The following is a 20,667-nucleotide window of genomic DNA, read 5'->3' as shown; positions in this document are numbered from 1 at the left end:
CGAATTTTAATAGATTGTCTGCGATCGACAATCTATTAAACCCGCCCCCCACAACCGATAACTGGATTCTGACTCCTGACTCCTGAATTCTTTATTGTCAAAAGTTTTGAGCTTTAAATTAAAGATTATTTAATTTAAAACTCAAAACTATTTTCCCTTAATCAACTTATCAATCCCGGCTGTGAGTAGCTCCATTCGGCAAAATCGCCCCGCCCAAAGCTGCTTCATTCAAATTATCAACATTCAAGCTCGCCCCAATCAAATTAGCCTCGGACAAATTAGTTCCTGTCAAATTCGCCCCTGTCAGAGAACTTAGCAGCAAACCCGCTCCCGACAAATTGGCGTGACTCAAATTCGCCCCCCGCAAATCCGCTTCCAGCAAGCTAGCACCTGCCAAATTCGCACCGCTCAAGTTAGCTCCCCGCAAAGAAGCTTTGTTCAAATTCGCAGCCCTCAAATCAGCATTGTGCAGAATCAAACCATTTAAATTAGCTTTACTCAAATTAGCTCCCTGCAAGTCGGCACCGCTCAAATTAGAGCCATTTAGATTGACCGATTGCAAGTCAGCACCGCTCAAGTCAGCACCGCTCAAATTAGCAGCGCAAATAGATGCCTCCCGCAGACTTGCTTCGCTCAAAGAAGCCCCAACCAAATTGACGCCGCTAAGATTTCCGCGATTGAGATGAGCCCGAGTTAAAGTTGCTCCGCTCAGGTTTGCCCCGGTCAAGTCTACCTCGCTGAGAATCGCTCTCGTCAGATTTGCTCTGCTTAAGTCAACCCCGCTCATAATTGCTCGGCTCAGCGTCGCCCCGCTCAAATTAGCCTCAGTTAGTTTTGAGCCGCTTAGCAAACAAGCTCCTACTAAACTCGCTCCCGTCATTACAGCTTTGCTCAAGTCAGCCTGAGACAATATTGCTCCGCTGAGATTGGCCCCGCTAAAATCTGCTCCGAGCGCCACAGTTCCAGTTAAACTAGAACTCCCGAGGTTAGCTTCAATTAATTTCGCCTTAGACAAATTAGCCCCGCTCAAGTCGGCGCCGTTTAAATTAGCTGCAATCAGTTTGCTTTTAATTAAGTTGGCGCCTTTCAAATTAGCGCTGCTCAAATTTGTTCGACTGAGATTAGCTTCACTCAAATGAGCTTCAATGAGGTTAGCCCCTCGAAAATCTCGTTCCCCGTTTCTATGTCTAATTAAAAGTTCATCGGCACTTAAAATTTCAGTGAAATTCATAAAAAAAGTTGAGTGAGTTTCCTTAATTTCTCGATGTTCTCTGTTGTCTGAAAATTTGTACTATCGTGTTTGGCCGTAAGTTTTTTCAACCTATACTGCCATATTAACAATTGTCAAAACTGGTTGATTCCTAGCATCACCCTGCTCACCTAGTTATAACTCACGAAAAACCCGGTTTCTCGTAAATAATCTGGGTGTTTTCAGCGCGGCAGTCATGAAGAAACCTAGTTTCTCGCCGCGTGTAAGCCCTGTAAGTCTTATTTGGCTAGTAATTAGTTGGCGGTTGATGTTAGTTGTTAATTGTTAGTTGTATTTATACTAACTGCTAATCACTAACTATTAACTGCTAACCATGTAGCAAAATACCGAGAAGTTGTCGATCGATCTTGTCAAGGTCGATCGAATATTGGGAGTATTGCTGGCGGCATCCGCGCCGCATTCTGACCGGAAAAATTGCTGGTACAGGCGATCGAATTTATTAGTGCAATCAAGAAACAAGATCTGGGAGCTTCAACCCCAAATGCCTTCTACATAAGTGCCTTCTATCTTCGATCGCCCATGAAAGCAGAGCCCGGTCAGCTCAGCTAGTTTCACCTCCCCCCACTGTGCTGCGCGCCAGTGAAATCCAACAGGAAGGCTGTTTCCCTCGGAGTGCTGAGCGAGTCGCAGGCAAAGCAAACAATACGCTGCGCTGAGCCTGAGATTTCGCGAAAAAACGAGCCGCGAGCCATTGTGCTCCCGCGCTGCTGTGCTTGCTATCAATCTTTACTCGATCCATGAGCGCTTGCGGTTCTAATTAACAGAACACCCGACACCAGACGCGCTCCCGGACATAAAAGCTGTTCCTGGGCTTCTCAAATGTTTCGCTGAGGCATTCCCAGAAAAACTGTATTCCTGTAGCAGGTCTTGCCAACGGCAATTCGGCTGCTACAGCCAACTAATGACCGGCCTAAGTCTTGCCCCAAGGCTCCGACAATATTATTATTCTAATATTTGCCGACCACCGCAGGCATTTCTGGGCGCGCGGGACTGGGTACTTCACCTGTATAAGTTGGTGAAATTAGCCACCCCATAATTAAAGATAGTCGCTCTTTGACAAACTGGGCAATATCTGCTGTAATTTATGTCATCTAATTTGATAATACTGCGGGGTTTGCAATCGAGCTGTAGTGAGTGTTACAGAGTAAAAAAACACTGCAGATTGAGGGTATAAAAATTAAGGGAGCCGATCGATCCTCCGGCGCAAAGCCCAGCTCACGGCCTGGGCCACCCATCAAAATTCAACTGGTGACAGGTCGCGTTTTTTAATGTTTCCACTTTCCACGACAAAAGCCGACTTTCAGAGAAAAAGCCGACTTTTGAGATAATTTTACCGAGGAAGTCCAAAACTCCTAGCTCGCCGATGTTGCTTGGATCAGTTTCGACAATCCGAGTGCGCGAGTGCGACTACCCGGCAGGAAGTAGAAACAATACCCAAACAAACTCGGAAGTATTAAATCAGAGGGCGGCCGCCGGTAGTGCCATGAGTGGGATCGTAAATACCAGCGGTAGTATCAGCGCCCGGAGTGCCGGGAGCGCCGTAATCAGCCCGAGCGTTATCGACGCTGGGAGTATAGTCGTAGGTGTTCCAATGCTGAATGCCTCCGCGGCTCAAAATGGTTTCAGCTCTAGCGACTTCTGCTTCGCTGCCGTCAACCAGTACCAAGTAATCTCCCCTTGCCACGCGATCGTTGTATGCTCTAGCTTCCTCTTCGGGAATTCCCATACCGACTAAAGCTCCGATCAAGCCGCCTGCTGCTGCACCCAAAGCCGTACCGGCTAGTGTAGTGGCGATCGCCGTAGCTGAGGCTCCTGCCAGCATAATCGGCCCGATTCCCGGAATGGCCACTAGACCCAGACCTACCAACAAGCCTGTCAAACCGCCCAAAGTGCCACCTGTGAGGGCGCCTTTTGTGGCCCCTTCATCGGATTTGTTGTCTGTGCTGTCGTGCACGTCAATGCCTGCGATCTCCCCTTTCGAGTCAGCATCCTTAGCTATGACCGAAACCCGATTCATGTCGAAACCGGCAGTTCTAAGTTCTCCCAGTGCGTGTTCCGTCTCGCGGCGGGTTGAAAATACTCCCACGGCGCGCTTCTGGCTGCCCGAAGCTCTGCGGCCGGTGTCTGCCGGCACATCGTAAATGCCCCAATCCTGAATGCCCCGCACGCTCATAATTCCTTCGGCTGTGGCGAGTTCGGCATCTGTTCCTTCTACGAATACCAAATATTCTCCGCGCGAGACGCGATCGTTATAACCTTTAGCTTTTGCTTCGGGGACTCCCAAACCGACCAAACCGCCTACCAAACCGCCTGCTGCTGCCCCAATCGCGCCTCCAACCACAGTATCTGCCAGCAGAGTGGCGATCGCGCCCCCCGCCATCACCGGGCCAACTCCCGGAATCGCCAGCGCTCCAATGCTTCCGAGCAACCCAATCAAACCGCCTGTCACGACTCCCGCTGTCGCGCCTGCTTTTGCGCCGCCGCCCGCTTTGTCGTCGGTACCCTTACCAGTACCAGTGCTAGCGCCCGCAATTTCACTGCTATCGAGATTTTCCCCAACTACCGAAACTTTATTCATCGGAAACCCGGTACTTTGCAGCTCCATCAGGGCTAGTTCCGTATCTCGGTAATTAGAAAATGCTCCTACAGCTCGCTTGTGTTGACCTAAAGCCATTTTTTTTCTCCTTGAGAATATACTACTTTTACACAACCACAGAATTTATGCTCTGCCATCAATCACATTTATTCATTTTTTTCCAACAATTTTCATCGGTCGCTGGGAATAACTTCCAGCTCTCTCTTCAGGTTGGTTTCCCACTAATTATCCGGGCTGAAAAATCGCTAATGGGGAAGGGGAAGTTGCAGGTATTGCGCGAGTTTTGAGTGCGTTAATTTTAAATTCAATTTACACCCTTTAACTTAAAACCCCGCTTTCTCTAGAGAGTCACCTAATCGTTGTGAGCCGCTCCCAAAGCAATCTTACAATGCCCAACTTTACCCTCTTCCCTCAGACTTCTCTCCTAGATCGCTACATCGTTCTTCCTTGTTTCCCTCGGACTTCTTCTTTTTAATTTATTGATTGCTGCTAGGCGATGGGGATGCAGCGGGGGCGACAACAGCCGTAACATTCACCTCTTTGACACCCTTAATCTCTTTAGCTAGCGGCTCAATTTTAGCTAAATCAGTTTGATTGGGAACTGTGCCACCTACGGTGACAAGGCCATCTTTTGCCTCAACAGTTAGCTGACCTTTAGTGATGTTTACTTCTAACTTGGATCGCACTTCACTTTGCAGGTCGCCATCGGCTCTTATTGCATCGCCGCCAGTCACATTGTTGCGCTGTTCTCTGGCCCTGATATCAGAATTTGCTTGGTTTTTGCGAATCTCGCTAGTGGCGTCACCCTGAGTTTTTTGAACTGTATCGGCTGGGGGCGGGCTACTGGTATTTTCTGTGGCAGAATTAGGAGCATCAGAGCTAGTTTTAGCCGTTTCGCTGCAAGCAGCAGCTCCCAATAATAGGAGGCCGCTGAGGAGAATTGGTGTTAGTTTGTTCATAATAGGTTAATACCCTCCGGGTAAGCTTTCGATGAGGCTGACTTCGTTGAGCCAGATTAAGGAGCCAGATTAAGCAAGACAGAATCTTTGTTTTTGTCTTTGTTTCTTGTCTTTGTTTCTGCTTTCTGCGTTGGTTTTTTATAGGATTTAAAAATCCTTATATCAAATATATAAAGTTCAGCAAGTATCTACATCGCTCCACGGGTGTAAAATTTATCTATGTCGTTAGATAGAGTACAAACAACAAAATAAGGTCTTAGAGCTAATTCAACTTAATTAGTCGGGGACGCACTATTCCTCAGAAACCCGGTTGATTCCGAAGTTTTTAGTTACTAAAGCTAATATTTTCCTATACACCAAGTTTAAAGGCGTAAGTTTTATTAATAAATTTGAGCGCTACTCCCAACTAATTTTTCACTTTTCCGGGTTCACTCAATATCAATCCCTGAAATCCGTTAAATCCCGTACACTACTCCTTGTAAAAATTCCTGCTTCAAAACAAACGAAAAGAGTCGAGAAATTTTTGAGCATTTTCTGGTTCTGGGGTAGTGGCAACCAGGCCGTAAACGCGCGTTTCCACCAAAAAAACTTGACCGACACCTACAGGTTCAGTGGGGGAAAGCGGCTGAAACTCAAATTCTTTTCCCGGATAGCCTCCGAGGGAAATATCCCGCACTTGCAAGACTTTAGCATTCGCTGCCACGACGAAAAAATCAACGGCATTATTTAAAGTAATTCTGATATTATTGATATTATTGTTCCTCACTCGAAAATCTAAATCAAAGTATTGAAGCAAATAAGATTCTTTGTTTTTTAAGTTCGATCGGTATGTATGAGCAATAAGTTGATTTGAAAAAATTTCTGAATTAATTTTAGGAGTTCCCGGCATATCGATCGCAAACTGACCCATTGCCGAGCAAAATGGCTGCCACTCTGGCGTCTGAATTTCTGCCCGCAGCGGGGCTGGTTGAGATGCAGCGGGACGGGCAAACTTGACAGGGTATGAAAGTAATGTAGCAGTAACTAGAAGTAAATACAGAAATTTCATTTGGGTAAAAATTATATAGGCCCGATCGATCTGCGCTAGCCTAGAAATATATCTGCAAAGGGGCGATTTATGCTGAATATTATATTTACTCAACGGCGAGGCAACTCTCAAGGACGCTCTAAAATCACTAAAACCAATAAAACCAATATACTCGCTGCTGTAAATACTTGGCTGGCTGTGTGTCTGCTGGCTGCTGTCACAGCTTGTGCCAACAGCCCCAACAGCAAGGCCCTCGAAGAATCTTTAGCCGCCGATCCGAAATTAAAACAAAATCCAGTGGTTTTCTCTTCCCCGCCACCCGCAACAGCAATTGAGACAAACTCTACCGCCAAACTTCCTCCCGATTTCCCGACAGAGATTCCACTCTATCCTAATGCTGAGTTAATCGAAGTTGGTCGGGAAACCGATCCGTCGCAAAAAAATGTGCGGCTGCGCTGGGAAAGCACAGATCCTGTTAATTCGGTTCAGAACTTTTACTCCACAGAGTTTGGGCGTCGCAACTGGGAAATAGTCAGCCGCCCCACCGCCGAGGGACAAGGTTCTTTGGTAGCAAGCCGAGATAATTTACGGGTAACTGTGTCGCTTTCTCCTACTCAGAAAGTAGGGGGTTCTACAGAATTTGCGATCGACTACAGCAAAGAAGGCTCAGAAATTCCCGCCAGCCCCCAAGCTAATAATTCCGAGTCTAGCGCATCTCCAACCGCTTCACCAACTCCATCTAATTCAGAGGAAACTACTTCAACGCCATCCGCCTCGCCAAAATCAGCACAAGTTAGCCAACTAGACACCCAAATTCCTCAACAGTTGCGGCAGTATGTGGCAGATTTAAGTCAGTTGGAAGCGCTGAAAGTGCGAGCAACAGAAAGTGCTAATTTAGAAACAGCCAGCACTTTGCCCAAACCCAACAAAATTGTCACTCGCCGCGAATACGCCCGCTGGTTAGTAGCAGCTAACAATCAGATTTATGCTAGCCGTCAAGCCAAACAAATTAGATTAGCAGTAGACTCTAGCGAACCAGCATTTTCTGACATACCCAAAACTGACCCGGATTTTTCAGCAATTCAAGGTTTAGCAGAAGCCGGTGTAATTCCGAGTTCGCTTTCGGGAGAAACTAAAGATGTGAAATTTCGCCCGGATGCACCTTTAACTCGCGAAACAATGATTCTTTGGAAAGTACCTTTAGATACTCGTCAAGTTTTGCCCACAGCTAACATTGACGGAGTGAAAGAAAAGTGGGGTTTTCAAGATGCTTCTAAGATTGATTCCCAGGCATCGCGGGCAGTTTTAGCTGATTTTAACAATGGAGATTTGGCGAATATTCGCCGCGTTTTTGGTTTTACTACTCTGTTTCAGCCGAAGAAATCAGTGACTCGTGCCGAAGCTGCTGCTAGTTTGTGGTATTTTGGCGTTCAAGATCAGGGATTGTCTGCTAAAGATGCCCTGGAAGCAAAGTCTCAACCTGCTGAGTAGAGTTGTTTGGGGTGGTTAAAAGTTTTGAACACAGCATCTACTTACCAATACCCAAGAAACCGGGTTTTTTCTCTGTAAGCAAACCCGGTTTCTGCGTCCAAGACTGACGAAATTGTACCAATTTTTGATACCTCGGCCTGCGATCGCCCGCCACAAAAATTGCAGCTTGAGTTTCTAGGATTTCGGTGAATATGGCTTACCCAGAAACCGACTTTTATCTACGAAAATGCCAGGTAAAACGCGAGGCATATCCGGTGAAAAACCCCGTTTTTTTAATTCCTCTGGGGGAGTTTTCGTAAAAAACCCTTTTACAAATTAAACATCGGCTTTTCTGTCCTTGTGGCCTATCCTAGGGGATAGATTTTTTTTCTTTAATCTTAATTTCTGTATCCAGCCATACAACTGCTGCATTTGGCGGGCCAATTTTATAAATATTTTAACTAACACTTTGTTCAAAACTCTCAGTAGGATTCCGGATGCCGTAGCGGCCTTAACGATAAATGAACAAGAGTGTTTGAGCTCTTGGAGAGCATTTTTTAATGTACGATATTACCTTATTTACCCCGCAAGACATGGCTAAATGCAGCTTAGTCCTGCGCCACTTAGGTAGAAATACTGCTAGTATGGAAGCCAGCAGCCAGAAGATTGTTAACTATATTTACCGACATTTTTGCGATTCGCAAACTGGAGAAAATACCTGTGCCTTAGTGCGTTTGTTCAAAACTCATCCCTACGGGGAATTAGAAGACTCATTGCAACAATCCGCTCGCCGCTTGATGAAGGGCAATTCCCCCGCCGCCGACATGAAATGTTGGACTCTGCTAGCAGCAGCAGGCACACAACCGCAGTGGAATTCTCGGCACACAGCAGCAGAACATACAGCTATTCCATTAGTTAGCACCAAATTAGTGGCTCAAATGCCGACGATTTCGGAAATAATCCGCCAGTTTGGTTTAGATATTCCTACATTCCTCGGAATTGAGCGAGAAAGGTTCCTGCAATTAGAACCCGCAGTCTTAAATATTTTTCACGTATCAGAAGCAAAAGGCAGCCCCTTTATTGCTGAGCAAAATTCCTTAATTATTCCCTACCAAGTCAAGTCTGTCTTGGGATTTGGGGGACTTCTGCCGTCAGGAAGTTTGTTTGCGGTAGTGATGTTCCTGAAAGTTAAAATTCCCCCAAGCACGGCTGAAATGTTTAAAGATTTGGCACTTAGTGTAAAAACAGCATTGTCCATCCCCGACAAACAAAGTGTTTTTGAGTATTCAGAAACTCCGAAAAATTGTGTTACTAATAACGATTTTGCCGAAACCCAATTCCTGGAATATCAAGTTGCTAATTTAATTCAATTGCTGGATTTTTCAGAACAAGAAATGCTCCGACAAGCCGCTGGCTTTCAACAGACAATTGACAATTTACAGCGCGAACTAGCCGAGTCCAAAAATAAGCAACAAGCTTTGAAAGTAAGCCAAAATTCGTTTACAGGCATCCTCAATATTCCCAAAGAGGCTATTGATAGCCTAAAGGAAAATCAAGGAATTCAGCATTTTAATCAAGGGGAAGAACAGATTTAAACCAAGCTCTGTGTTTAGCAACCCGGTTTCTTTGATAAACCGGGTTGTTGCTGTGTTTGTTCAGTGAATTTTACTTTTAGAGGAAGGAATGCGAGCATCCGGCTCGCTGTATATAGCAATCCTTGCAGGAGTCGTAAATTTTTGACCCCACCCCAACCCTCCCCTTATCAAGGGGAGGGAGTAAGAAATTCACAAATGATTTAGGATGGCTATATACATCTAAGTAGGTCGGCAGAAAAAAACATTAGGTAAATAAATGAATGTTAATGTCCGTTCCCCAAAAGTAATTGCTCAACCCCCTTGACAAGAAGACAAGATAGACATTAGATAAAGGAATGGAAAAACTCCCCGACCTAAAACAGCTATCGAACGAGGCAAAAGAAGCCTTGATAGTAGAGCTATGGGAGAAAATCAAAAAACTAACCGCAGCGTTAGCAACCACAGACCAACCAAAACTAGGCCCATCTCCCAAAAAAACTAGCAAAAATTCCAGCACTCCACCGTCCAAAGGATTCAAGCCCAACATTCAGCCATCGAAAATTGAGGGGATAAAAAGACAAAGAAGCCTAGGAAGAGCGGGAGGGGGAAGACAGCTACATCCTGAACCCGACCAAACAATCATCGCCCAACTCAAAAATTGCCCCCAGTGTGGAGAGAAAGTCACCACTGCTGCCCAAAAATTGCAATCCGTCTACGAAAAAATCGAACTACCCCCAATTCGCCCCATCGTCACCCGAATAGAACGTTATGGTGGTCAGTGTGCCTGCTGTCAGACCGAATATGTTGCACCTGTACCATTGGGAATGGAACCAGGTTCACCGTTTGGCAGTTCAATTCAAAGCTTAGTCACATATCTTCGTTACACTCATGCCATCAGCTACGAACGGCTGTCGTCGATATTTGGCTCCGTCTTTGGACTAAAGATTTCAGTTGGAGCAATCGCAAACCTGTTGGCAAAAGTCAAAACCAGTTTAGACGACCCAGTAAGTCAAATACTACAACGGTTGCGGCGGGCAAAATTAATTTGTTCAGATGAAACGAGTGCGAGAGTTAAGGGACAGAATCAGTGGGAGTGGGTGTTTCAGAACCAGGATGTTTGCTTACACGTTATTCGCCCCAGTCGAGCCAGTGGAGTAATTAACGAAGTTCTAGGAGAACATCGTCCCGATATCTGGGTGTCTGATTTATTTAGCGCTCAAAAAAATCACCCAGCACCACAATGGCAAGTGTGTTTGGCTCATCAATTGCGGGATTGCCAATATGCGATTGATGTTGGGGACAGGATTTTTGCCCCAGGGATGAAGAGGTTATTATTAAGGGCTTTTATCTTCCATCGACGACGAGAAAAAATGGACGATACGAGGCTGAAGCGATATCGAGAAAATTTACAGGAAAGATTAACCAGGATTTTAAATTTAGAGCCAGAACATAAGGATGGTATCCGGTTACGAAAACGCTATGGTGGGCTGATTGACAATTTATTTCTATTTTTGGAAGATGCGACAATTCCGCCCACGAATAATCAGAGTGAACAGGCGATTCGGATGAGCGTGATATTTCGTCGTGTTACCAATGGCTTCCGTTCGGAATGGAGTCGAGATTTGGAAAGCTGCCGTTCGTTCAGTTGTCTATACTGGGAAGCGACAGGGTTTAACTGCTTATCAATCCATTCAACAAGCTCTCTCTATTGATGGCTCCCTTTTTTCCCCGAGTTGAGCAATTACAAATATTGTATCAACCAAACGGAGCGTCTGAATCCTGAATGAGAAATAGTTTTATTCCCTAAAAATACAGTTAATTATAATGAATGATTTAGTTTATTTAACTGCTCATCAATTAGCAAAAGCAATCCGCGTTCGTCAAGTCTCTTCAACAGAAGTAATAGAAGCTTATTTGAGTCAGATTGCTCAATACAACCCAGCACTAAATGCGATTGTGACTCTGGATGCGGAAAATGCGCTCGCGCAGTCGAAAGTGGCAGATCGAGCATTAGCTCAAGGAGAAAATTGGGGGCCCTTACATGGAGTACCCGTAACTATCAAAGACACCCTCGAAACCAAAGGATTAGGCACAACCAGCAGTTATCAACCCTTAGCTAATTATGTCCCAAAGCAAGATGCTACCGTCGTCGCTCGACTGCGTGCTGCTGGAGCAATTATTTTGGGCAAGACGAATACACCACAACTAGCTGGTAACTTTCAGACCAACAGTCCTCTGTTTGGTAGAACAAACAACCCCTGGAACCATGAATATACGCCAGGCGGCAGCACAGGAGGTGGAGCGAGTGCTATAGCTGCGGGGTTATCCCCTCTTGAACTTGGTAGTGATATTGGTGGGTCAATCCGCGTTCCCTCTCACTTCTGTGGCATTTTCGGCTTGAAACCAAGCCAGAATCGCGTCTCAACATTTGGACATATTCCAGAATTACCAGGAACACCTAAAACTATCCACCACTTACAAACAATAGGACCTCTTGCCCGCTCTGTAGAAGACTTGCGATTGTGCCTGTCACTGATTCAAGATCCAGACCCCCGCCAGCCAGAAGTAATACCGATATCCAAACAAGTTAACCCAGCAACCACGCTACAATCGTACCGCTACGCTTGGACAGAAGGTTTTGGTGAGATTCCAGCCACAGCTCAAACCAAAGCTGCTCTAGAGAAATTAGCATCATCCCTGACAGATATAGGATGCTGTGTAGAGCAACACAACGAGCCGCCAAATTTTGATAGCAATGCGGTACGTGATACTTACCTCAATATTTATAAATTTGAATTGGGTTTATCCCAGCCAAACCTGACGCAGATTCAACAGCAACAACGATATGTCACCGCCCTCATTGAGCGCGATATTCTGATTGCTAATATCGAAAGTTTCTTATCTAATTGGGATGCTTGGCTGTGTCCAGTGGTGCCAGTGCCTGCTTTCACCCACCGTCAGCCAGGAGAACCCATTGAGGTGGATGGTCGCGAGTTCTCTTATTGGACAACAATAGGTGCTTACGTAACAATTTTCAATTTAACTGGCAACCCTGCCGTAGTGCTGCCCTTTACCCAGTCAAAAGAAGGACTACCCATCGGCGTCCAAGTGGTGGGACGCCGTGGAAGCGATCTGAAACTGCTAGAGATTGCGGAAAAATTAACTCAAGTAACTGGTTTTTTTCAACGCCCGCCTGGGTATTAGAAATGTCATTTGTCATTGGTGTCGGGCATCTGACTGCGGGAGCAATGACCAAGAGCCATCGGCGTTGTCCCAGCCCATAAAGATTACTCTGTACCCTACGGTATAGCTTGAAAAAAGCCTGACGGTAGTTACACCACTTACCTTGCTTGGGAAAATTTACGGAAGCTTTAGCGATTTTAATTTTGGGTCGATACTAGAAAGTTGACTTTTCCGCCTAGCCCTAGCACTTTTAAACTCTAGGTCAGGATATTCAAATTTCCGCTAGAAATCTAGTCCGCAGTGCCAGAGCTTCCTACGGAAATTTGGAAAAATAGCCGCCACCCTCCGGTTACATAAACCTTTGGGTAACTTCCCTCAATTTTTAGCAGGCTGCCTCAACAAGTCAATAGATTGAATCTCAGCCCTCGAACTGCCACGCACGTCTTTGTCGAACTGCACTAGACACTCTTGCCCGCTCCGATTCCAACAGATAGCAACCACCTCACCGCAGGCACCTGTGTAGATACCCCCAAAATAATACTACAAGGACGCTGAGAGTTTGAGAAATATTGTATGCACGTAAACTACCAAGAAAAAATTGATTTAACCCCAGAGTAATTAAAAATAACTTTGTCGCCAGCCCGTGAACTATAACTAATCGACCACAAATTCAGACACCGAGATTGGTTAAAGGGTGGATATAACCAAAGCTTTACAGATGTAGTGAACCTGCGAGGTGTAAAGAGAATTACTGTAAATAGATGGTTAAAACAATATAGTGCTGGCGGTCTGCAAAAACTGTTAAAAATACGGCACGTAACTGGTAGACCCGGAGTAATACTCTCCCCTGACACAGCCACGCCTATTAACGATTAATGTGCGAATTCCACCAGGGGCTAAACCTGGAAGCCGCATCCGTGTCAAGGATAAGGGTCGTCCCAGTCCCTTCTCGCAAGCTAGGAGAGATTTATACCTGACTATCGAGCTACTGCCCCATCCATTTTTCCGGTTTCAAGGTGATGATATTGTCAGTGAAATTCCGATTAGACCTGATGAAGCTGTATTGGGTTCTTAAATAAAAGTACCAACGCCTGACGGCATACAGAGTTCATCGAGTGCTCAAGCTAGCGTGTAACTAGAATACTTTCGCCAAGTAGAGAAAGGGTTCTCATGCTTACGGCTGGAAATTATTTTATCTGCGCTCCTTGGCACTTATTCTAGGATGCAAAAATAGTCTTACAATGACTACTTTTTTTGCGCCCACATAGAGCGAATTTTGCGGGGTGTGTTTGTCTCTGACATTGCTAGTTGCAGCATACCCGATCGCGGTTTGCGGTATTGTCCAGACCTCTTGATTTTGCTGTGGTCATTCCCCCTGCTGTGCTTGAATTTCATTGAGCAACATCTCATCAGAGTAGGATTTTTCCCATTCGCCCTGAAGCTTGAGCCGCACTGACTTTGCGCCACCACTAGGCGTACAGACTACCCAGTACGTATCTTCTTGTCCTTTAACCTGAGCCGCATCCTGGTTTTCTGCATTGTGGGAAATCCCAGAATAGGCTTGAATACATACCCAGGTAATGCCGTTGCTATCTGTAATCTCTCGTTCCATGACTATCCTATCGATTACTATACTTCTGTAAGGTTGGAAGCGATCGCCTCTTGATGTTGCTCGATCCAGTCCCATGCCCATTGAAAGGGTATACCTGCTCGTTGGGCCGCTTGTTCATCTTCGGGGCGATCGCCCACATACAGCGAATTTTGCGGGGTGTGTTTGTGTCTGACCATTGCTAGTTGCAACATACCCGATCGCGGTTTGCGGTACTGTCCAGACCACTTAGTTTGGCTGTGGTTATAAACATTGTGATCGGTGACGCGGAAACACTTTTTACCCTCAAAGTCGGGGCAGAAGTAGATTTCTCTCAACTCGGGGAATAACTCAAGCGTGTATTGCTGTTCCTTGATACAGTCTTGCATAGACTTATGACCGGCGGCAACTCCACCTTGGTTGGTGATGCCGACAATTATCCAATCCTCTTTGTAGGCGGCAATGGCAATCTGGGCACCTTCAATAATGCGTTGATCTTTGGGATGTTGGAAGTATTGTTGTCCGCTGAGCGGTTCACGGAGCGTACCATCCATATCTATTAGTAATAAGCTCATCGTTCCCTAGAAAATTCCCTGTTTTATTAAACATCCTAAGCTGCCATCCATTTCCTCTCCTCTAGCTAATGGAATGTACTGCTAGGGCGATCGACATATCTTGAAACGAAAGGGGTTGCCTCACCGCCAGAGATACAAATCTCGCCCACCAAAGAATTTAGCCCCACTTCACTGCTAGCAGAGACAACCCCTTCCTTTTGCCCCTCCTTCCTGAAACCAAGTTGATGATTACCTCAAGTCCGATGCCCCTCGAAGCCCAACAACGGCAACCACCTGTAATTTATTGGCTTCAATCGAGCCTACTCCTTAAAATCCTCATTAAAAATTCTTCCGCTTGAAGATGAAGTCAATCTAGGAAAGTTTGGTCGAGTTGAAATCTACGAGCTCAACTTCTAACTGCAGATACCTTAGAGGTAGCATATCTGCATCCTCCTTAGAGTTTAGAAAGAAATCTATCTTGAGAAATAACCTTTAATGATTAACTCTAAAATAATTTAAGTAAATTTTGTAACTAAAAGCTTAAAATTGGTTTACAAACAACAATTGTTATTATTTATAAACATTCTTGTCAAATTGTTAAAGGTATACTATACTAGAATAGAGAGTATTTTTATATGAATTCTGTCAAGAAAACCTGACTATTTGGGACAGGTTGTGGTTATATTTCTGAAATACTTTATGGCGTTTACTAATTAACGCTCAGCAGGTAAGGGGTCGCCATTACAGGATTTAAATAAAGCATTTTTTAGGACATTTGTCTTTAGAAAGGCACTCAGAGCAAAGCAGTAATGTAGTTCCGATTAACTCTTTAAATATTGCCTAGATAATATGCTCACTCCCCACGAAGATAGCATTTTAGTAGAAACGAGTCCTCTGGTCCCTCTGGCCATTGAGGAAATCCCAGACAATAAGGCATTATCAGAGACAGTAGTTACTACAAACCCGCATCTTAAAATTCCCAAGCGAGATATTCGGAAAAGCCTCAAGGCATTAACTACCGAAGGTGCGTTTGCTACGGTGTTTTACAGTATTATTGGCGGTGCGTTGCTTAGTAATTTCTTGCTGGATCTCGGTGCCAGTACAGTGGAAATTGGTCTGCTCGCCTCAATTCCGCAGGTAACCAATTTGCTGCAACCGCTGGGAGCCTATCTGGGAGACCGCATCAAGAGCCGCCACTGGTATTCCCTGGTGATTTTCGGCTCGTCGCGGCTGCCGTGGTTGCTGATTGTGCCTGGGATTTGGTTGGTCAGCTCATCTCGTATGCAGCCGCGCCAGTTGGTGCTGTTGACATTGGCAATTATCTGCCTGAGTAATTTCATGGAAGCTTTGGGCCGTGCTTCCTTTCTTAGCTGGATGGCTGTGTTAGTACCAGACCGATTGCGGGGGCGGTATTTTGGCTTTCGCAATAGTGTGGTGACCTTAACCAATCTCATCGGCGTGCCGCTGCTGGGTCTAGCGGTATCCAAGTGGCCGGGTGGTTCGCTCTCTGGCTTCGGTGCGGTCTTGGTTCTGGGAGTTGTGTTCGCAATACTCAGTCTGATCTTTCAGTTCTCGATAACCGATGTCAACCCGCAGCTAGTACACGCCGCCGATTCGGATACAGACCACGGCTCGCCCTTGAAGAAAGTTTTTAGCTTCTTCAAGGATGCCAATTTTTTGAGGTTTCTGGTTTACTCTGGCTTGTGGAGCTTTGCGGTTAACATCAGCGCTCCCTTCTTTAACCTCTACTTGCTGGGGGACCTCAACCTAGATGTCAGCGTGGTAACGCTCTATAACAGCTTGGGAGCTGGTGCTAACTTACTGATGCTAATGTTCTGGGGCAAATTGGCTGACCGGATTGGCAATCGCCCGCTGATGATAACTGTCGGAATCTTGGTGGCTCTGACGCCTCTACTGTGGCTAGAAGCTGGAACCTCTCCATTTTTCCTTTGGGCTTGGTTCCCCTTCTTGCATATAGTGGGCGGCGCGACTTGGGCAGCGATTGACCTGTGCAGTGGCAATCTGATGATGTCGGTGACGCCGTTACGCAATCAGTCGCTTTATTTTGCTATTGCGGCGGCGGTTCCTGGAATCACTGGGGCGATCGGAATCACCGTTGGTGGCTATGTCGCGACTCTGACTGATTTTGGTGGCTTGCCAACGGTGTTTGCTCTCTCAGCCGTCCTGCGGGTGTTGGCCCTCCTGCCATTGGTGTTGGTTCACGAGCAGCGCTCTGTGCGTGTGAGTGAGCTAATGCGAGTCCTGATCCCAACACTCAAGCGTCAAGCAGCGGCTATTCAAGCAGGACGCACCACTTTGAAAGCATTACCATTAATAGAAGAACTTGAGGATGAAGGTCCACCTGCAAGCTCATCCACTTAGTCTTGAGATGGCGAATTGACGAACCCTCCCCCGGAACGGGGAGGGATTTTTATTCATAGTTCATTGCAATGAACTACTGCGAGGACAAGAGCCGCCTTGTACCATTTCTGAAAATTCAACTATAATTAAGTATAATTGCTTATTACAAAAGCTTTTCAACATATCTATCCTAGTGGGGATGTGGCGAAAAACGAAATAAGCATTGGTTTTCTGCTTATCATATGTTAATGTAGCGGATATTACCAAGAACCCTCATGAATCCTCTACTGACAGGATTACTAAACTTCCAAGGAGTAATAGTTGAAGATTTTCAACACACCGAGAAAGATTTAGTATTAAAAGTCGAACAAGAGAATAGGGCATTATCAGAGACGGTATTTCCTCCAAACCCGCCTCAAAAAATTTCCAAGCGAGAAATTCGGACAAGCCTCAAGGCATTAACTACCGAAGGAGGCTTCGCCACAGTCTTTTCCAGTATCATTGGCGGCGCCTTGCTTAGTAATTTCTTGCTGGATCTCGGTGCCAGTACAGTAGAAATTGGTTTGCTCGCCTCAATTCCTCAGCTAACCAATTTGCTGCAACCGCTGGGAGCCTATCTGGGAGACCGCACGAACAGCCGCAATTGGTATTCCCTGTTGATTTTTGGCTCGTCGCGGCTGCTGTGGTTGCTGGTTGTGCCTGGGATTTGGTTGGTCAGCTCATCTCGTATGGCTGGAGATCAGTTGGTGCTGTTGACACTGGCAATTATCTGGGTGACTAATATCATGGAAGCTTTGGGCCGTGCTTCCTTTTTTAGCTGGATGGCTGTGTTAGTACCAGACCGATTGCGGGGGCGGTATTTTGGCTTTCGCAATAGTGTTGTGACCTTAACCAATCTCATCGCTGTGCCGCTTCTGGGTCTAGCAGTATCGAAGTGGCCCGGTGGCTCGCTCTCTGGCTTCGGTGCGGTGTTGGTTCTGGGAATCGTGCTGGGGATAATCAGTCTGGGCTTTCACTTCTGGATGACTGATGTGAATCCAAAGCTTTTACAGGTCACCGATTCGGATACAGACCACCTGTCACCTTGGGAGACAGTTTTTAGCTTCTTCAAGGATGCCAATTTTTTGAGGTTTCTTCTTTACGCAGGCTTCTGGAGCTTTGCGGTTAACATGAGCGCTCCCTTCTTTAACCTCTACTTGCTGGGGGATCTCCACCTAGATGTCAGTGTGGTAACGCTCTATAACAGCTTGGGAGCTGGTGCTAACTTACTGATGCTGATGTTCTGGGGCAGACTGGCTGACCGGATTGGTAATCGCCCCGTGATGATAACTGTGGGAGTCTTGGTGGCTCTGACGCCTCTACTGTGGCTAGAAGCTGGAACTACTCCCTTTTTCCTTTGGGTGTGGTTCCCCTTGTTGCATATAGTGGCCGGGGGGACTTGGGCAGCGATTGACCTGTGCAGTGGCAATCTGATGATGTCGGTGACACCGCTACGCAATCAGTCGATTTATTTTGCTATTGCGGCGGCGGTTCCTGGAATCACTGGGGCGATCGGAATCACTGTTGGTAGCTATGTCGCGAGTCTGACTCATTTTGGTGGTTTGCCAATGGCATTTGCTCTCTCAGCCGTCCTGCGGCTGTTTGCCCTGCTGCCCTTGGTGTTGGTTCACGAGCAGCGCTCGGTGCCTGTGAGTCAGCTAATTCGCGCCCTATTCCCAGTCAGGCACCCAACCAAGCTGATTGAAGCAAAGGAATAGCAATAAATTTATGGCCTCGCCCTGGTTGCTTCTCTGAACGATGAGTTTCTAACGTTCGTCGCCAGTCAGTTGCGTCATACCCTCCACACCATTTTGATTACCGGATCGAGGCTCTAGCGCTGCTATTCGACCGCCTAAATCCTTGCCTAATCCGAGCCTTGTCCCTGCTGGTGCATCTCATATTCTTGGATAAATTGGGCGATCGCATTTTTCCGATCTTCTGTTAACTCGCTCGTTTCACCGAGACTCCTCATTCGCTCAACGATAGCCGATGGTTCGAGATAGGGTTCGAGCCAGTTAAGGTCAAGTTTGTAGCCTGTTCTGGGAGTTTCGTTTGACCCATCCTCACTAAAATCTTTTGGCAGCAAATTCTCCAAGAAATTAACTAGCCCTTCGTCATCCTCAATAATCTTTTCAACCCATTGCTTGACTTCCTCTTCTCCTGCCCAACTTTGCCAATAGTGTAAATTTTCAGATAGCTTTGGGGATTGCAGTAGGGACTTTTGTTGTGCAGCATCTCGCAGCCGTTTCAAGGCTATTCCTTCAAGTTCTTTAAGGTGTTCTACACTCTGGAGCCATTCCTCTGCGGGGATAAATTCCTCTGGTCCATACTTACCTTGTTCCTGACCCAAGGCTGCTACTTCGCGCACAATTATGGATAAGGCGTTACCGTTTGATATTGCCTCTTTCAAGGTTTCAAACCGTGCTTGTTCGTCAATTCGATGCAACAGTTGTGAGAGCAGGCGTTCAATTCTAATGTCATTGCCAAAATCAAACATTCCATGCGGTTCGTCTTCCGGAGGCAAAAGCTGGTCGCCGACATCAAACAAAGCTTTCACAATTGAAGGAATGCAATCGGTAGGAATTTCTTGTTCAGGGTAATCCTCAAGCCGTTCAAGAAATGCCCGAATTTGCGTCGTGCCATCAGAGCGTTTTTGATGAGCAAGTTCTACAAGATTTTTACCAAATGCCTTTGCATCTTTTGCCAAGGCAAAAATTGTTTTTATCTCAGCATCCGAGAATTCATCTTGTGTTAAGACTAAACGGAAGTAGTTGGGAAATATATCTAAGCTGCAAATACGTAATTGCTTGCCCCATATTGACTCGTCCTGGGCAGGGGGATAGGTATTATACCAAACACCTTCTAATTTAGGAAAAAGGTGCAATAGCAGCCGTTTGATTGGTTCTTTATCTTCATCTTCAAACGGAGCCAGCCACGAATAATGAAAATCTTTAATTTCGTCCAAGGTCGGAATTAGAGAACCCTCCGCATCCACATTTCCCGCAAAGAATTTAGGATTTTTGCGGATTATGTCATAGATCATGGGGCGAAAGGCTCGCAGGGACTCAATAGCAATAAAATCAACAGGGTTCACTTCACTTTTCACCGCTGGGTATGTCACGGTTAAGAGGTTGGTTAGACGAGTAATGTCGCGAGGGTTGGTAATAAAGTGGTCTATCCCTTGTAAATAAACATTGCCCCAGCGATTTTGATTGAGTAGTGGCTTTGGTGCGTCAGTCAGTATGCCATTGAGTTTTTCAAAAAGTAGCTTGCGGAGTGAGGTTTTATCTGGAAGAGGTAACTCAAAAGAAGCTTGAACAATCTGATTTAGGTAGGTGTCTCCGGGTAAAGGTTGTTTATCTGTGAGGGTTTTGATGACCACTTCTTGATCGAAAACGAGCAAATAGACAACGTTAGTAAAGTTGGGAATTGATTTAATAAGATAAAATAATTGACTAATCTCTTCAGCGGAGAGCCTGTCAATATCGTCAATGGTTACTACGATTCGCGGATGCTGCTTTTCTAGTGTATCTTCGACTTCTTCTTTTAAGTCGGAAGTCTCCTTTTCTTTATCGTCAAATAATTTTACAAGTGCCTTACTAGCTTGAGCGTAAGGAATAGGAATTTCAGAAACTGCTTTAGCCAGATTGGTTATTCGACCTAGGATGCCTTTGGAGACAGTTTTAAATTGGCTCAAAACACTCTGTAATTGACCAATAAAGCGCCTTGTGATGTCTTCGCCGCCAGAAAATAACCAGGGATTAAAAGGGACAATAATAGGTTGCTCGCTCTCGGGCTTTTGTTCGAGATAGTACGTTAAAAAGTTCAATAGTGTGGATTTGCCAAAACCTGAAGAACCGTAAATTGCAATAACGAACCCTTCGGGAAAGTTCATTTGGCAAATACTGTCTGCAAGATGTTTGGCGAAGGGTGCATATCCTAATCGGTCTTGTTTCGGCTCGATTAAGGCGTTATCTGCCGATGGGTCACTAAAATCCTCCGGCAAGATTTCTGAATCGTTCTTTGTTTGAGCCATACAGCCTCTC

14 protein-coding genes are annotated in these 20,667 nt (G+C 45.8%); 7 read left to right on the top strand and 7 right to left on the bottom strand.

From position 1 onward, the window contains the following. Nucleotides 1-169: 169 nt before the first annotated feature. The 4 genes from QUA71_RS20635 to QUA71_RS20620 form a co-directional block, all read right to left on the bottom strand. Nucleotides 170-1,231: a pentapeptide repeat-containing protein gene (locus QUA71_RS20635; RefSeq protein WP_190655884.1), complete on the bottom strand. Its 1,062-nt coding sequence runs from the start codon at nucleotides 1,229-1,231 to the stop codon at nucleotides 170-172. Between the two features lie 1,492 nt (nucleotides 1,232-2,723). After that, nucleotides 2,724-3,944 carry a histidine kinase gene (locus QUA71_RS20630; protein ID WP_333287841.1) on the bottom strand — a complete coding sequence of 407 codons (1,221 nt, stop codon included), beginning with the start codon at nucleotides 3,942-3,944 and terminating at the stop codon, nucleotides 2,724-2,726. 398 nt (nucleotides 3,945-4,342) lie between these two features. Next, complete coding sequence (locus tag QUA71_RS20625; protein WP_333287839.1) at nucleotides 4,343-4,825, bottom strand: BON domain-containing protein; 483 nt, start codon at nucleotides 4,823-4,825, stop codon at nucleotides 4,343-4,345. Between the two features lie 493 nt (nucleotides 4,826-5,318). Further along, complete coding sequence (locus tag QUA71_RS20620) at nucleotides 5,319-5,873, bottom strand: hypothetical protein (RefSeq protein ID WP_333287837.1); 555 nt, start codon at nucleotides 5,871-5,873, stop codon at nucleotides 5,319-5,321. A 69-nt stretch (nucleotides 5,874-5,942) separates the two neighbouring features. Here QUA71_RS20620 and QUA71_RS20615 point away from each other — a divergent pair, with 69 nt between their 5' ends. The 5 genes from QUA71_RS20615 to QUA71_RS20595 all read left to right on the top strand — a co-directional run bounded on the left by QUA71_RS20615 (nucleotide 5,943) and on the right by QUA71_RS20595 (nucleotide 13,154). Then, the gene (locus QUA71_RS20615) at nucleotides 5,943-7,343 is read left to right on the top strand and encodes an S-layer homology domain-containing protein (RefSeq protein WP_333287836.1); all 1,401 of its coding nucleotides are present in this window, start codon (nucleotides 5,943-5,945) and stop codon (nucleotides 7,341-7,343) included. A 539-nt stretch (nucleotides 7,344-7,882) separates the two neighbouring features. Continuing rightward, nucleotides 7,883-8,917, top strand: coding sequence for a histidine kinase (locus tag QUA71_RS20610; protein WP_333287834.1), 1,035 nt, complete (start codon nucleotides 7,883-7,885; stop codon nucleotides 8,915-8,917). Nucleotides 8,918-9,252: 335 nt separating this feature from the next. Further along, the gene (tnpC, locus tag QUA71_RS20605) at nucleotides 9,253-10,608 is read left to right on the top strand and encodes an IS66 family transposase (protein WP_333287832.1); all 1,356 of its coding nucleotides are present in this window, start codon (nucleotides 9,253-9,255) and stop codon (nucleotides 10,606-10,608) included. 112 nt (nucleotides 10,609-10,720) lie between these two features. After that, a complete protein-coding gene (locus QUA71_RS20600) occupies nucleotides 10,721-12,100 on the top strand; it encodes an amidase (RefSeq protein ID WP_333287830.1) in 1,380 nt (459 codons plus the stop codon). A gap of 856 nt (nucleotides 12,101-12,956) precedes the next feature. Continuing rightward, nucleotides 12,957-13,154, top strand: a complete 198-nt coding sequence (locus QUA71_RS20595; protein WP_333287828.1) for a DnaJ C-terminal domain-containing protein — start codon at nucleotides 12,957-12,959, stop codon at nucleotides 13,152-13,154. Nucleotides 13,155-13,445: 291 nt separating this feature from the next. Here QUA71_RS20595 and QUA71_RS20590 read toward each other — a convergent pair whose 3' ends face one another. After that, nucleotides 13,446-13,691: a hypothetical protein gene (locus tag QUA71_RS20590; protein WP_190736801.1), complete on the bottom strand. Its 246-nt coding sequence runs from the start codon at nucleotides 13,689-13,691 to the stop codon at nucleotides 13,446-13,448. Nucleotides 13,692-13,708: 17 nt separating this feature from the next. Continuing rightward, a complete protein-coding gene (locus QUA71_RS20585; protein ID WP_333287826.1) occupies nucleotides 13,709-14,242 on the bottom strand; it encodes an HAD-IIIA family hydrolase in 534 nt (177 codons plus the stop codon). An 828-nt stretch (nucleotides 14,243-15,070) separates the two neighbouring features. Here QUA71_RS20585 and QUA71_RS20580 point away from each other — a divergent pair. Next, on the top strand, nucleotides 15,071-16,603 hold the full coding sequence (locus tag QUA71_RS20580) for an MFS transporter (protein ID WP_333287824.1): 1,533 nt from the start codon (nucleotides 15,071-15,073) through the stop codon (nucleotides 16,601-16,603). A 254-nt stretch (nucleotides 16,604-16,857) separates the two neighbouring features. Beyond that, nucleotides 16,858-18,339 (top strand): MFS transporter, encoded by a 1,482-nt coding sequence (locus QUA71_RS20575; RefSeq protein WP_333287822.1) that lies wholly within the window; start codon nucleotides 16,858-16,860, stop codon nucleotides 18,337-18,339. 146 nt (nucleotides 18,340-18,485) lie between these two features. Here the strand turns inward: QUA71_RS20575 and QUA71_RS20570 are convergent, their stop codons facing one another. Then, nucleotides 18,486-20,657: a P-loop NTPase fold protein gene (locus tag QUA71_RS20570; RefSeq protein WP_333287820.1), complete on the bottom strand. Its 2,172-nt coding sequence runs from the start codon at nucleotides 20,655-20,657 to the stop codon at nucleotides 18,486-18,488. Between the last annotated feature and the right edge of the window lie 10 nt (nucleotides 20,658-20,667).

This window comes from Microcoleus sp. MON1_C5, from assembly GCF_036701875.1.
Classification (GTDB): domain Bacteria; phylum Cyanobacteriota; class Cyanobacteriia; order Cyanobacteriales; family Microcoleaceae; genus Microcoleus.
Note: the sequence above shows the minus strand (reverse complement) of the source record. Positions and strands in the feature narration are given on the sequence as shown.